The sequence below is a fragment of the Bradyrhizobium sp. YR681 genome, assembly GCF_000282615.1.
GTDB lineage: Bacteria > Pseudomonadota > Alphaproteobacteria > Rhizobiales > Xanthobacteraceae > Bradyrhizobium.
In genome coordinates this window covers 20293-34922 of record NZ_AKIY01000266.1, presented here as the reverse complement: position 1 = coordinate 34922, position 14630 = coordinate 20293, and the positions used below count along the sequence as shown (strand labels likewise).

Genomic DNA, 14630 nt, shown 5'->3' with positions numbered 1-14630 from the left:
CATAGCGGGTCTTCGCTGCCGGTCTGGACTTCCCCCGCCAGACGTTTATTGGTCTTCGCCAATGGGATCGGCTGCTGTGAAAGCGGCCGGTCCGAAAAACAGCGAGGACGCCGGCCATGACGACACTGTCCGTTAAAGACCTTCTCCCCGAAGATGGAACGAAGGGGACGCTGGTCGGCCGCGTCTGGCTGCCGCAGGCGAACGGCCCGGCCGTGGTCGCCGTGCGCGCCGACGGCGTCTTTGACGTCACCGCCAAATTTCCGACCGTCAGCGCGCTCTGCGAGGAAGACAATCCCGCCAAGGCGCTCGCTGCGGTCAAGGGCGAGCGCATCGGCGATCTCGACGCGATCGTGGCCAATACGGCCCCCGATGGACGCGATCCCAAAAAGCCGTGGCTGCTTGCGCCAGTCGATCTCCAGACCCTGAAGGCCGCCGGCGTCACCTTTGCCATCTCGATGCTGGAGCGCGTCATCGAGGAGCGCGCCAAAGGCAATCCGGCTTCGGCCGAAGCCATCCGCACGGAGGTGACGCGGCTGATCGGCGACGATCTGTCAAAGCTCAAGCCGGGCTCGGACCAGGCAATGCATCTGAAGCAGGTGCTGATCGATCAGAACGCCTGGAGCCAGTATCTCGAAGTCGGCATCGGCCCCGATGCCGAGGTCTTCACCAAGGCCCCGACCTTGTCCTCGGTCGGCACCGGCATGGATGCGGGCCTGCATCCGAAGTCGACCTGGAACAATCCGGAGCCGGAGCTTGTGCTGTTCGTCTCCAGCCGCGGCAAGATCGTCGGTGGCGCGCTCGGCAACGACGTCAATTTGCGCGACTTCGAGGGGCGCTCGGCGCTGCTGCTGTCGAAGGCCAAGGACAACAATGCGTCCTGCTCGATCGGCCCGCTGCTGCGCCTGTTCGACGACAGCTTCACGCTCGACGACGCGCGAAAACTCGACATCAGCCTGAATGTGAAGGGCACGGACGGTTTTGTCCTCGACGGCCATTCCTCGATCAGCAAGATCAGCCGCGACCCGACTGACCTGGTCGAGCAGACCATCGGCAAGGTGCATCAGTATCCCGACGGTTTTGTACTCTTCCTCGGCACCATGTTCGCCCCCGTCAAGGATCGCGATGCGCCAGGACAGGGGTTCACCCATAAGCGCGACGACATCGTCACGATCGCCGCACCGCAGCTCGGCAAGCTCGTCAACCGCATGCGCACCAGCGACGAGTGCGAGCCGTGGACGTTCGGCATCGGTGCGCTGATGAAGAATCTGGCGCAGCGGAAGCTGATCTAGTTCTTCGCCTCTCCCCGCTTGCCGGGTGAGGGGGCTCTCTACGAGTCGCTTTAGTCGAGACAAGCAGAGCTCTCTCCACACCGTCATTGCGAGCGCAGCGAAGCAATCCAGAGTCCCTCCGCGGACAGCTTCTGGATTGCTTCGCTGCGCTCGCAATGACGAGGAGGAGAGGTTGTGAGTCCCATTCTCACCATTTTCGTGGAGAGGGCCCCCTCTCCACGTAAGAACGGGGCGAGGACGCGCACCGTCGCTGTCGCCACAGGCAATTCTTCTTCATCTCCCCGTTGCATCCTCGGAACAAAATCGCGTTGAGCGTGTCATTCAACCGCCCAACCACATCATCATTCCTTTCCTCGCGAATAGTCAGATAATATGACTATACGGAACCCATCTTCCGTGAAATAGTGCCTCCCGCCGCCCGGAAAGGGCGTCTTCGGGTGCCATGCTACCAACCGGCGCCCGAGATAAACACTTGGGAGACACGCCTGATGACCTCTAAAGCCCTCTTTGCGGCCAGCGCCATGGCCGCGTTGCTGCTCGCGCTGCCGGCCAGTGCCGCCGAGCTCACCGTCGGCTTCTCGCAGATCGGATCGGAATCCGGCTGGCGCGCGGCCGAGACGTCGGTCTCCAAGCAGGAGGCCGCCAAGCGCAAGGTCAATCTCAAGATCGCCGACGCCCAGCAGAAGCAGGAGAACCAGATCAAGGCGATCCGCTCCTTCATCGCGCAGAACGTCGATGCGATCTTCCTCGCCCCCGTGGTCTCGACCGGCTGGGATTCGGTGCTGAAGGAAGCCAAGGAGGCCAAGATCCCGGTCGTGCTGCTCGACCGCGACATCGATCCCTCCGGCAAGGAGCTCTATCTCACCGCCGTGACCTCGGACAGCGTGCACGAAGGCGAAGTCGCCGGCGACTGGCTGGCCAAGACCGTCGGCGCCAAGGCCTGCAACGTCGTCGAATTGCAGGGCACGGTCGGCGCCAGCGTCGCCGCCAACCGCAAGAAGGGGTTTGACACCGCCATCGCCAAGCACGCCAATTTGAAAGTGGTGCGCAGCCAGACCGGCGACTTCACCCGCGCCAAGGGCAAGGAAGTCATGGAGAGCTTCATCAAGGCCGAAGGCGGCGGCAAGAACATCTGCGCGGTCTACGCCCACAACGACGACATGATGGTCGGCGCGATCCAGGCGATGAAGGAAGCCGGCCTCAAGCCCGGCAAGGACATCCTCACCGTCTCGATCGACGCGGTCCCCGACATCTTCAAGGCGATGGTTGCGGGCGAAGCCAATGCCACGGTTGAGCTGACGCCGAACATGGCGGGTCCGGCCTTAGATGCGGTCGCGGCATTCAAGGAGAAGGGCACCGTTCCGCCGAAATGGATTCAGACCGAATCCCGGCTTCTCACCGCCACCGATAATCCGCAGAAGGAATACGACAGCAAGAAGGGCCTCGGTTACTGAGGCGCGCCGCACCGCCGGACCGCTTCCTGTGGTCCGGCGACCCCCTTCGAATCCGCTGCGCAAACGAATAGGCTGGGTGTCCGCATCATAAGCGGGCGCCGGTGGGAGTGAATTTGCCATGGAGAACAGCGCTTCCCTGCTGGAGGTGCGCGGGATCAGCAAGAGCTTTGGTGCGGTGCGTGCGTTGCAGGAGGTCGACTTCACGCTGCGCGCCGGCGAGATTCATGCGTTGCTTGGCGAGAACGGCGCCGGCAAGTCCACGCTGATCAAGGTCGTCACCGGCGTATTCCCGCGCGATGCCGGCATCGTCAGGCTCGGTGGCGACGAAGTCGCGCCGCGCTCGGCCAAGGCTGCGCTCCAGGCCGGCATCGCCACCGTCTACCAGGAGGTCAACCTGCTGCCGAACCTCTCGGTGGCGCAGAACCTGTTCCTCGACCGCCAGCCGATGCGTTTCGGTATCGTCCGCGAAGGCGAGATGCGCCGCCGCGCGAAAGCGCTGCTTGCCGATTTCGGTCTCGACATCGATGTATCAGCGCCGCTCGGCAATTATTCGGTGGCGATCCAGCACGTCACTGCGATCGCCCGTGCCGTCGATCTGTCCGCGCGCGTGCTGATCCTGGACGAGCCGACCGCGAGCCTCGACCGCCACGAGGTCGAGATCCTCTTCCGCATCATGCGCCAGCTCGCAAAGCGCGGCATCGGCATCGTCTTCGTCAGCCATTTCCTCGACCAGGTCTACGAGATCTCCGACCGCATCACCGTGCTGCGCAATGGCCGCCTGGTCGGCGAGCGCGAGACCGCCTCGCTGCCACGGATCGAGCTGATCCGGATGATGCTCGGCCGCGAATTGGCGGAAACCACCAGCGCCCGCGCCGCCGCACGCGAGCATGAGTCGCGAAAAGTCTGCGCGAGTTTCGAGAATTACGGCAAATCAGGCTATGTCGCGCCGTTCAATCTCGAGCTGCGCCATCGCGAGGTCGTCGGCCTCGCGGGCCTTCTCGGCTCCGGCCGCACCGAGACGGCGCGGCTGGTGTTCGGCGCCGAGCGCGCCGATCGCGGGCAGGCGAGGGTGGAGGGCACGCCGGTGCGGCTGCAGTCGCCGCGCGACGGCGTACGTCACGGTTTTGGTTATTGCCCGGAGGAGCGCAAGACCGACGGCATCGTCGCCGAGTTGACGGTCCGCGAGAATATCGTGCTGGCGCTCCAGGCCAAGCGTGGCCTGCACCGGCCGCTGCCGCGCCGCGAGCAGGACGAGATCGCGCGCCGTTACGTCAGGATGCTCGATATCCGTCCGCCCGATCCGGAGCGCCCTGTCGGCTTGCTCTCCGGCGGCAACCAGCAAAAGGTGCTGCTGGCGCGCTGGCTTGCGACCTCGCCGCGGCTGCTGGTTCTGGACGAACCCACGCGCGGCATCGATGTCGGCGCGCATGCCGAGATCATCCGCCTGATCCGCGAACTCTGCGACGATGGTCTGGCGCTGCTCGTGATCTCCTCCGAGCTCGACGAGATCGTGACCTATTCGGACCGCGTCGTCGTGCTGCGCGACCGCGCCCATGTCGAGGAGCTCGCCGGCGAGACGATCGACGTCGGCAACATTCTCGCCGCCATTGCCGCCGATAGCGTCGCTGTTGCGCTCGAGGCTCACACATGACCGCGCTGCTGCCGCGCCGCGGCCTTGCCCAGATTCTCGCGCTGATCGTCATCCTCGCGGTCGACCGCGTGGTGTCGCCGCAATTCTTCGATCTTCGCCTCCAGGACGGCCGGCTGTTCGGCAGCCTGATCGACGTGCTCAACCGCGGCACGCCGGTGGCGTTGCTCTCGCTCGGCATGGTGCTGGTCATCGCGACCCGCGGCATTGACCTGTCGGTTGGCGCGGTGATGGCGATCTCCGGCGCAATCGCCGCAAGCCTCGCTGATAGTCATGGTTTGCCGGTGGTGCTGGCGGCTTCACTCGGCGCGGGTCTGGTCTGCGGCCTCTGGAACGGCTTTCTCGTCGCCGTGCTCGGCATGCAGCCGATCGTCGCGACCTTGATCCTGATGGTCGCCGGGCGCGGCATCGCCCAGCTCATCACCGAAGGGCGGATCGTGACCTTCGCGTCGCCCGGTCTCGTCTGGCTCGGCAATGGCTCCATCCTCGGCCTGCCGGTGCCGGTCGCGATCGCACTCGGCATGCTGATCCTCACCGGCGCAGTGGTGCGCGGCTCCGCGCTCGGGCTGCTGATCGAGGCGACCGGCGGCAATGCACGCGCCAGCGAGCTTGCCGGCGTCGGCACCCGCGCGATGATTCTGTCGGTCTATGTCTGGTGCGGCGTCTGTGCCGCGCTCGCCGGGGTCATCGCCGCGGCCGACATCATGGGCGCGGATGCCAACAATGCCGGCCTCTGGCTCGAGCTCGACGCGATCCTCGCCGTGGTGATCGGCGGCACCTCGCTGTTCGGCGGGCGTTTCAGTCTCGTGCTTGCGGTGCTGGGTGCGCTGATCATCCAGACCATGAACACCGGCATTTTGCTGTCGGGCTATCCGCCGGAGTTCAACCTGCTGGTCAAGGCGGTGGTGGTGATGGCCGTGCTGCTGCTGCAATCGCCGAAACTGTCCGGCTTTGCCGGCATCATGGCGCGGCTACGGAGGGCGAAACCATGAGAGGCCTGCCGCCCGTCCTGATCACGGCCATCGTGCTCGTCCTCGGCTTCGCGCTCTGCGCCGTGCAGTTCCCCAACATCGCCTCTACCCGCGTGGTCGGCAATCTCCTCACCGACAACGCCTTCCTCGGCATCGTCGCGGTCGGCATGACCTTTGTCATCATCTCCGGGGGCATCGATCTCTCCGTTGGCTCGGTGATCGGCTTCACCACCGTCTTCGTCGCGCTCGCGATCGAGCGCTGGGGCGTGCCGCCGCTGGTCGCCTTTGTCTTGATTCTCGTTCTCTCGGCGGCCTTTGGTGCCGCGATGGGGGCGGTGATCCATGTCTTCGATCTGCCACCGTTCATCGTCACGCTGGCCGGCATGTTCCTGGCGCGCGGCGCGAGCTTCCTGCTCTCGACGGAATCGGTGCCGATCACCGCGCCGGTCTACTCCACCGTCTCGGACTTTGCCTTGCGCATGCCCGGGGGCGGGCGGTTGACGGCGATTGCGATCATCATGCTCGTGATCGTGATCGGCGGCGCCTTGCTGCTGCATCTCACCCGGTTCGGCGCCAATGTCTACGCGCTCGGCGGCAGCCGGACCACGGCGAGCCTGATGGGCGTCGCCGTCGGCAAGATGACGGTGAAAATCTACATGCTGTCGAGCCTGCTCGCCGGCATCGCCGGCATCGTGTTCTCTTTCTATACCAGCGCCGGCTACTCGCTCTCCGCCGTCGGCGTCGAGCTCGACAGCATCGCCGCCGTCGTGATCGGCGGCACGCTGCTGACGGGCGGGCAGGGCTCCGTGATCGGCACCTTCCTCGGCGTACTGATCCAGGGCATGATCCAGACCTACATCAATTTCGACGGCACGTTGTCGAGCTGGTGGACCAAGATCGCGACCGGCGTGCTGCTGTTCGCCTTCATCGCACTTCAGCAGGGGCTGGTCGCGCTGGCGCGCCGGCCCGTGGCCAAGAGCGCAGGAGCCGCCACATGACCTCGCGCATCGTCGTCATCCCGACGCGGCGGGCCCATTCCAACCACGCGGAAGTGGCGCGTTCGATCGGCGTCGACATCATCGCCGGCCGCTACGCGGAGGGGACGCGCCTGCCTGGTGATGCCGAGATGATCGCGATGTTCGGCGTTTCGCGGCCGGTGCTGCGCGAGAGCGTGAAGACGCTGGTCGCCAAGGGCCTGCTCACCACCAAGGCGCGGGTCGGTACCGTCGTGCGCGAACGCGCGGCCTGGAACATGTTCGACGCCGACGTGCTGGCCTGGCATCTGGACGCCGGCATCGACAAGCGCTTCCTCAACGACCTCGCCGAGATTCGTCTGGCGGTCGAGCCGCGCGCGGCCGCGCTCGCGGCGGCGCATCGGTCGGACGAGGATGCCGCCGAACTGCGCCGCAGCATGGAACGGATGCGGCGGGAAGCCTCGGATTCCGTCGGCTTCGCCGATGCCGATCTTGCACTGCATGTTGCGGTGGCGCGGGCCTCGGGCAATCTGTTCATGCGCTCGATCGGGCATGTCATCGAGGCCGCGCTTCGCGCCTCGTTCCTGCTCAGCGCCCCGGTCGAGCCCGACGATCGCGACACCGTGCTGCTCTGGCATCAGAAGATCGTCGATGCCATCGCCGCCGGCGATGCGGAAACCGCCTCGGACGCGATGGTCTATGTCATTCACAACGGCATGCGCCGTCACGAGGGCACCGTGATCGAGACCGCGCCGGCGGACCCGCTGCCATCGGCGAATACTGGAGAATGAGCGTGACAGACCTTCGCATCGCCATCGTCGGCTTCGGCAAGATCGCGCGCGACCAGCACGTGGGCGCGATCGCCGCGACGCCGGGCGCGACGCTCGCGGCCGTGGCGAGCCGCAACGCCTCGCTGCCGGACCTGCCGCACTTTGCCACCATCGAGGAATTGCTGGAGAACGGGCCGCCGATCGACGCCGTCTCGCTTTGCACGCCGCCGCAGGTGCGCCGCGCGCAGGCCGCCGCCGCGCTCGCTGCCGGCAAGCATGTTATGCTGGAGAAGCCGCCGGGCACCGGCGTTGCCGAGCTGGACCCGCTGATTGCGATGGCGGCGGAAGCCGGGCGTACGCTGTTTGCGACCTGGCATTCGCGCCATGCGCCGGCGGTCGAGCCGGCTCGCGAATGGCTCGCCGCGCGCCGGATCAAATCCGTGCACATCAACTGGAAGGAGGATGTCCGCGTCTGGCATCCCGGCCAGGCCTGGATCTGGGAGCCGGGCGGCCTTGGCGTGTTCGATCCCGGCATCAACGCCCTGTCGATCCTGACCCGCATCCTGCCGAGGCCGGTGTTCGTCACCGCGGCCGAACTCGCCTTTCCCGCCAATTGCCAGGCGCCGATCGCGGCGAACCTGGCGCTGACCGATATCAGCGGCCTGCCGATTACGGCCGAATTCGACTTCCGCCAGACCGGGCCGCAGAGCTGGGATATCGTCGCGGAAGCCGATCAGGGCCGGATGAGTTTGTCTGGCGGGGGCCGGCGGATGGCTGTTGACGGCAAGGCCATTGCCGAGGCGCCCGATCAGGAATATCGCGAATTGTACGCCCGCTTCGTCAAGCTGGCGGCGTCAGGCGCGAGCGATGTCGATCTGGTCCCGCTGCGTCTCGTCGCCGACGCCTTCCTGCTCGGCAAGCGCACCATCGTCGAACCCTTCGTGGACTGAACATGGCCAGCTCAAAGAAAATAGAAAAAGACGTCTTCGGAACACTGCCCGACGGCCGCAAAGTCGAGCGTATCGTGCTGCGCGGGGAGGACGGGTTCGAGGCGCGGATCATCACCCATGGCGCCGTGATCCAGGCGCTGATCGCGCCGGACGCGAAAAGACATTGCGACGATGTCGTGCTCGGCCATGACGCCTTCGCTGGCTACCTCGCCGAACGCAAGTTTTTGGGCGCCACCGTCGGCCGCTACGCCAACCGCATCGCCAGGGGACAATTCTCGCTTGACGGCGAGACCTTCCAGCTCCCCGTCAACAACGGTCCGAACGCGCTGCATGGCGGCCTCGACGGGTTCGATCGCAAGCTCTGGGACATTGCCGCGATCGAGGAGGGCACCGAGCCCGCGGTGACACTGACCTACACGAGCCCGCATGGCGAGGAGAACTATCCCGGCCAACTCGACGTCCGCCTGACCTATCGCGTCACCGGCCCGAGCGAATTGTCGCTGATGATGGAGGCGCGGACGGATCGTCCCACCATCATCAACCTCACCAACCACAGCTTCTTCAATCTGGAAGGCGCCACATCAGGCACGCCGATCCTCGACCACAAGCTCACAGTCGCCGCCGAGCATTTCCTCGCGATCGACCCCACCGCCATTCCGCTCCCGGAGCCGCCGCGCAGCGTGGCCGGAACGCCATTCGACTTCCGCGAGGCCCATGCTGTCGGCGGGCGCATCCGCGAAAGCCATGAGCAATTGCGCAACGGCAGGGGTTACGACCACACCTATTGCCTCGGCCGCGACGGCAAGCTCGCGCTTGCGGCGCGGCTGGAAGCACCGCGCTCGGGGCGCGTCATGGAGCTCTTCACCAATCAGCCCGGCGTTCAGGTCTATTCCGGCAACTATCTCGACGGCACGATGTCGGGCAAGGGCGGCAAGCTGATCCGGCAGTCGGACGCGATGTGCCTGGAGCCGCATATGTGGCCCGACGCGCCGAACCGGCCGGATTTCCCGAGCCCGCGCCTCGATCCCGGCCAGGTCTATCGGCATCACACCGTCTATCGCTTCGGGGTGAGGGCGCCATGATCGAGCAGGTGCCGACGTCGGTTCTGTCTGTCGAGCCGTGTCATCTCGGTGAAGGACCGACCTATGATGTGACCACCGACACGGCGTGGTGGTTCGACATTCGCGAGGGAAAGCTGTTCGAGGCGCATCTCGGCAGCGGCGCGATCCGCGTCCACGCGCTCGGCCGGATGGCAAGTGCGCTCGGGCGCATCGATGCCGAGCGGCAGTTGATCGTGGCCGAGGACGGCCTCTACATCCGCAATCTTGCCGACGGTGCGATGACGCTGTTCTGTCCGCTCGAAGCGGACAATGCCGCGACGCGCTCGAATGATTGCCGCGTGCACCAGTCGGGCACGTTCTGGATCGGCACCATGGGCAAGAAGGCCGAGCGGGGGGCCGGCGCGATCTACGCGCTTCACCGCGGCAAGATATCGACCCTGTTTCCGGGCATCAGCATTCCCAATTCGATCTGCTTCTCGCCTGACGGCGCCACCGGCTATTTCACCGACACCGCGCGCGCGGTGGTGTACGCGGTGCCGCTCAACCCCGCGACGGGCCTGCCGCGCGGCGAGCCGGAGGTGCTGCTGCGCCACAGCGGCATCGGCGGCCTCGACGGCTCGGTGTGCGATGCTGACGGACAGATCTGGAATGCGTGCTGGGGCGCGAGCCGCATCGACGTCTATTCTCCGCAAGGCGAGCGCCTGCGCTCGCTCGGCGTGCCGGCAACGCAGTCCAGTTGCCCGGCGTTCGTCGGCCCCGACCTGTCGCGCCTGCTCGTCACCTCGGCGTGGCAGGATATGGACGCGGCGGCGCGCGCGGCTGACCCGCAAGCCGGCTGCACCTTTCTGCTCGAGGCCTCCGCGCGCGGGCGCGCCGAGCCCGACGTCAAGCTCGCTTAGGAGATACGAAGCCGACCTCTACCTCTGTTCTCGACGAAACCAAAAAACAGTCTGACACCCAAAGGGAGTGAAGCATGCTGAAACTGAAGACGACCTTCCTCGCGCTGGCGCTGGCCGGCGCTGCAACGATGGCCGCAGGCGTCTCCGCCTCCGCCCAGGACAAGGCGACGGTCGGCATTGCCATGCCGACCAAATCGTCGGCGCGCTGGATCGACGACGGCAACAACATGGTCAAGGTTCTGAAGGAGCGCGGCTACAACACCGACCTGCAATATGCCGAGGACGACATTCCGAACCAGCTTTCGCAGGTCGAGAACATGGTGACCAAGGGCGCGAAAGCGCTGGTGATCGCGGCGATCGACGGCACCACGCTGTCCGACGTGCTCAAGCAGGCGAAGGCAAAAGGCATCACCGTGATCGCCTATGACCGCCTGATCCGCGGCACGCCGAACGTCGACTATTATGCCACCTTCGACAATTTCCAGGTCGGCGTGCTCCAGGCGGAATCGATCGTGCAGGGTCTCGGCCTCAAGGACGGCAAGGGTCCCTTCAACATCGAGCTGTTCGGCGGTTCGCCCGACGACAACAACGCCTACTTCTTCTACAACGGTGCGATGAGCGTGCTGAAGCCATATATCGACAGCGGCAAACTCGTCGTCGTCTCCGGCCAGATGGGCATGGACAAGGTCGCGACCCTGCGCTGGGACGGCGCCACCGCGCAGGCCCGCATGGACAACCTGCTCAGCGCCTACTACGGCAACAAGAAGATCAATGCGGTGCTGTCGCCCTATGACGGCATCTCGATCGGCATCATCTCCTCGCTGAAGGGTGTCGGCTACGGCAGCGCCGATCAGCCGATGCCCGTCATCTCGGGCCAGGATGCCGAGGTGCCTTCGATCAAGGCGATGCTGCGCGGCGATCAGTACTCGACCATCTTCAAGGACACCCGCGACCTCGCCAAGGTGACCGCCGACATGGTCGACGCCGCGCTCGCCGGCAAGCAGGTCACGGTGAACGACACCAAGACCTACGAGAACGGCGTCAAGACCGTGCCGTCCTATCTGCTGAAGCCAGTCGTGGTCTACAAGGACAACTGGGAGAAGACCCTGGTGGACAGCGGCTACTACAAGAAGTCGCAGTTCCAGTAAGACTCTTTCTTTTGCCTGTCCCCGCGTGCGGGGAGAACGTCTTCTCCCTCTCCCCGCTTGCGGGGAGAGGGTCGGGGTGAGGGGGAGCCTCCGCGAGGGAGGTGGCAGTGAGACTCGCGGAGACTCCCCCTCATCCGGATCGCATCTTGCGATGCGATCCGACCTCTCCCCGCAAGCGGGGAGAGGTGAACTAGCAGCCATCGAGGGACGTAAAATCATGACCGCCATGCTGGAGATGCGCAACGTCAGCAAGAGCTTTTCAGGCGTCCAGGCGCTGCGCGACGTCAACTTCTCGGTTGACGCCGGGCAGATCCACGCCCTCGTCGGCGAGAACGGCGCCGGCAAATCCACGCTGATGAAGGTGCTCAGCGGCGTCTATCCGGCCGGCAGCTACGAGGGCACCATCGTCTTCGAGGGCGAGGAGCGCCGCTTCCGCGACATCAACGATTCCGAGGCGCTCGGCATCATCATCATCCATCAGGAACTCGCACTGATCCCGCTGATGTCGATCGCCGAGAACATCTTCCTGTCGCATCCGCCGTCGAAGCTCGGCGTGATCGATCGCGACGAGGTGTACCGGCGCACGCGCGATCTGCTGGCGCAGGTCGGCCTGAAGGAATCCCCGGATACGCTGATCACCGATCTCGGCGTCGGCAAGCAACAGCTGGTCGAGATCGCCAAGGCGCTGTCCAAGCGCGTGCGGATGCTGATCCTGGACGAGCCGACTGCGAGCCTGAACGAAGCCGACAGCGCCGCGCTGCTGGAACGGCTGACGGCCTTCCGCGCGCAGGGCATCGGCTCGATCTTGATCTCGCACAAGCTCAACGAGGTCGCCAAGGTCGCCGACCACATCACCGTGCTGCGCGACGGCCGCACCGTGGACAGCATCGACTGCCACGCCGAGCCGATCCAGGAAGACCGCATCATCCGTAGCATGGTCAACCGCGATCTCGCCCATCGCTTTCCCGAGCGCAACGTGAAGATCGGCGAGCCCGTCCTGACCGTCGAGAACTGGTCGGTCTATCACCCCATTCATCCCGAGCGGCAGGTGATCAAGAATGTCAATTTCGGCGTCAGGCGCGGCGAGGTCGTCGGCATCGCCGGGCTGATGGGCGCGGGCCGCACCGAATTCGCCATGAGCCTGTTCGGCCGTTCCTGGGGCACCGATATCAGCGGCCGCATCCGCCTTGAAGGCCGCGAGATCGTGCTGCCGAGCGTGGCCGCCGCGATCGACGCCGGGCTTGCCTATGTCACCGAGGACCGCAAGCAGCTCGGCCTGATCCTCGCCGACGACGTCCGCAAGAACATCACGCTGGCGAGCCTGCACCAGGTCGCGCCGAACCGGGTGATCGATGATATCGCCGAGCTGAAGGTCGCCAGCGACTATCGCAACCGCATGCGCATCCGCTGCTCCGATGTCTACCAGGAGACCGGCCAGCTCTCCGGCGGCAACCAGCAGAAGGTGGTGCTGTCGAAATGGCTGATGACGGACCCGAAGGTCCTGATCCTGGACGAGCCGACAAGGGGCATCGACGTCGGTGCCAAATACGAGATTTACTGTATCATCAACGAGCTTGCCGAGGCCGGCCGCGGCGTCGTGGTCATCTCCTCGGAGATGCCCGAGCTGCTCGGCATCTGCGACCGCATCTGCGTGATGAACGACGGCGCCTTCGTCGGGGAGTTTTCCGGCAAGGAGGCGACACAGGAAAAGATCATGCGCGCGATCATGCGCAATGAAAGAAGCAACGGCGTGCCTGAGGCCGCGGAGATGGGAGGATCGCAGCCATGACCGACAAGACGGTATCGCTGCCCGAGGAGCGCCGGACCGGCAGCTTCATCAAGAACAATTTGCGCAATTACGGCATGCTGATGTCGCTGATCGCGATCATGCTGTTCTTCCAGGTCATGACCGGCGGCACGCTGCTGCAGCCGCTCAACCTGACGAACCTGGTGCTCCAGAACAGCTACATCGTCATCATGGCGCTGGGCATGCTGCTGGTGATCGTGACCGGGCATATCGACCTCTCGGTGGGTTCGGTCGCGGGCTTCGTCGGCGCGGTCGCCGCCGTGCTGATGGTCACCTACAAGATCGATTACACCCTCGCCTTCATCGCCTGCCTCGTGGTCGGCGCGGCCATCGGCGCTGCGCAGGGCTATTGGGTGGCCTATTTCAAGATCCCGTCCTTCATCGTGACGCTGGCCGGCATGCTGGTGTTCAAGGGCCTGGCGCTCGCGGTGTTGCAGGGCCAGTCGCTCGGACCGTTCCCGGCGACGTTCCAGAAGCTGTCGTCGGGCTTCATTCCGGAAATATTGCCCGAGGCCGGCACGCTGCATCCGACCTCGATGCTGATCGGCGCCGTGCTCGCGCTCGGTCTCGTCTATGCCAGCGCCAGGGGACGCTCGCGCGAGCAGTTGCACGGCATCGAGGTCGAGCCCTACGCGTTCTTCCTCGGCAAGAGCATTCTGCTCGCCTGCGCCGTCCTCTATTTCACCTATCTGATCGCCTCGCATCGCGGCCTGCCCAACGTGCTGGTGATCATGGGCGCGCTGATCGCGCTTTATGGCTTCGTCACCCGCCGTACCGTGATTGGCCGCCAGATCTACGCCGTCGGCGGCAACGCCAAGGCGGCCAGCCTGTCCGGCATCAAGACCGAGCGGCTGACCTTCCTCACATTCGTCAACATGGGCGTGCTGGCCGCGCTCGCCGGCCTCGTCTTCGCCGCGCGTCTGAACACCGCGACGCCAAAAGCAGGCCTCGGCTTCGAGCTCGACGTCATCGCCGCCTGTTTCATCGGCGGCGCCTCCGCCTATGGCGGCGTGGGGCGCGTCGGCGGCGCCGTGGTCGGCGCCATGATCATGGGCGTGATGAACAACGGCATGTCCATCCTCGGCATCGGCATCGATTACCAGCAGGTCATCAAGGGCCTGGTGCTGCTGGGGGCCGTGTGCATCGACGTGTACAATCAGCGGCGGTGATGCTGCGTGGCCCGGATGGAGCGAAGCGTAATCCGGGACCGCTGCTGCCCCGCATTCCGCTGCGTTGCATACGGACTACGATCCTCTCCTTCCACGATCGCAACCGTCATCCTGAGGTGCGCGCCCTTCGCGCGCCTCGAAGGATGGGCCGCGAGTCCGTAGCCCATCCTTCGAGGCTTCACCTTGCGATGCGATTGCATCGCAAGGCTCGCACCTCAGGATGACGGCGGAGCGCGCGGTCGGTACGTAGCCCGGATGGAGCGCAGCGCAATCCGGGACCACTGTCCCCGCATTCCGCTGCGCTCCATGCGGGCTACGGTCTTTCCGCGTCATTGCGAGCGGCTTGTCCGCCGTAGCTCGAAGAGCGAAGGCGGAAGCGAAGCAATCCAGAGTTCTCCGCGGAGGGATTCTGGATTGCTTCGTCGCAAGAGCTCCTCGCAATGACGGGTGTTGCGGTCGTTGGCCTCCCAACCTCCAGCGAACCTGAGCT

General features: G+C 65.2%; 12 protein-coding genes. All 12 read left to right on the top strand.

Translation table 11 applies throughout. From position 1 onward, the window contains the following. Positions 1 to 116 precede the first annotated feature (116 nt). Complete coding sequence (locus tag PMI42_RS29090; RefSeq protein WP_008141077.1) at positions 117 to 1289, top strand: fumarylacetoacetate hydrolase family protein; 1173 nt, start codon at positions 117 to 119, stop codon at positions 1287 to 1289. A 488-nt stretch (positions 1290 to 1777) separates the two neighbouring features. Then, entirely contained in the window at positions 1778 to 2743 is a 966-nt protein-coding gene (gene ytfQ / locus PMI42_RS29085) for a galactofuranose ABC transporter, galactofuranose-binding protein YtfQ (protein ID WP_008141076.1), read from the top strand. A gap of 118 nt (positions 2744 to 2861) precedes the next feature. Beyond that, on the top strand, positions 2862 to 4394 hold the full coding sequence (locus PMI42_RS29080) for a sugar ABC transporter ATP-binding protein (RefSeq protein WP_008141075.1): 1533 nt from the start codon (positions 2862 to 2864) through the stop codon (positions 4392 to 4394). Next, on the top strand, positions 4391 to 5383 hold the full coding sequence (locus tag PMI42_RS29075) for an ABC transporter permease (protein ID WP_008141074.1): 993 nt from the start codon (positions 4391 to 4393) through the stop codon (positions 5381 to 5383). Before PMI42_RS29080 ends, PMI42_RS29075 begins: the two co-directional genes overlap by 4 nt. Beyond that, positions 5380 to 6360 (top strand): galactofuranose ABC transporter, permease protein YjfF, encoded by a 981-nt coding sequence (yjfF, locus tag PMI42_RS29070; RefSeq protein ID WP_008141073.1) that lies wholly within the window; start codon positions 5380 to 5382, stop codon positions 6358 to 6360. Before PMI42_RS29075 ends, yjfF begins: the two co-directional genes overlap by 4 nt. Then, a complete protein-coding gene (locus tag PMI42_RS29065) occupies positions 6357 to 7127 on the top strand; it encodes a FadR/GntR family transcriptional regulator (protein ID WP_008141072.1) in 771 nt (256 codons plus the stop codon). Before yjfF ends, PMI42_RS29065 begins: the two co-directional genes overlap by 4 nt. Positions 7128 to 7129: 2 nt before the next feature. Continuing rightward, positions 7130 to 8056: a Gfo/Idh/MocA family protein gene (locus PMI42_RS29060; RefSeq protein ID WP_035966975.1), complete on the top strand. Its 927-nt coding sequence runs from the start codon at positions 7130 to 7132 to the stop codon at positions 8054 to 8056. Positions 8057 to 8058: 2 nt separating this feature from the next. Beyond that, a complete protein-coding gene (locus tag PMI42_RS29055) occupies positions 8059 to 9138 on the top strand; it encodes an aldose epimerase family protein (RefSeq protein ID WP_008141070.1) in 1080 nt (359 codons plus the stop codon). Continuing rightward, complete coding sequence (locus PMI42_RS29050) at positions 9135 to 10016, top strand: SMP-30/gluconolactonase/LRE family protein (RefSeq protein ID WP_008141069.1); 882 nt, start codon at positions 9135 to 9137, stop codon at positions 10014 to 10016. Before PMI42_RS29055 ends, PMI42_RS29050 begins: the two co-directional genes overlap by 4 nt. A 74-nt stretch (positions 10017 to 10090) precedes the next feature. Beyond that, positions 10091 to 11164: a multiple monosaccharide ABC transporter substrate-binding protein gene (gene chvE, locus PMI42_RS29045; protein ID WP_008141068.1), complete on the top strand. Its 1074-nt coding sequence runs from the start codon at positions 10091 to 10093 to the stop codon at positions 11162 to 11164. 217 nt (positions 11165 to 11381) lie between these two features. Then, the gene (mmsA, locus tag PMI42_RS29040; RefSeq protein WP_008141067.1) at positions 11382 to 12953 is read left to right on the top strand and encodes a multiple monosaccharide ABC transporter ATP-binding protein; all 1572 of its coding nucleotides are present in this window, start codon (positions 11382 to 11384) and stop codon (positions 12951 to 12953) included. Continuing rightward, on the top strand, positions 12950 to 14140 hold the full coding sequence (gene mmsB / locus PMI42_RS29035; RefSeq protein WP_008141066.1) for a multiple monosaccharide ABC transporter permease: 1191 nt from the start codon (positions 12950 to 12952) through the stop codon (positions 14138 to 14140). The genes mmsA and mmsB overlap by 4 nt, the downstream gene beginning before the upstream one ends. Positions 14141 to 14630 lie beyond the last annotated feature (490 nt).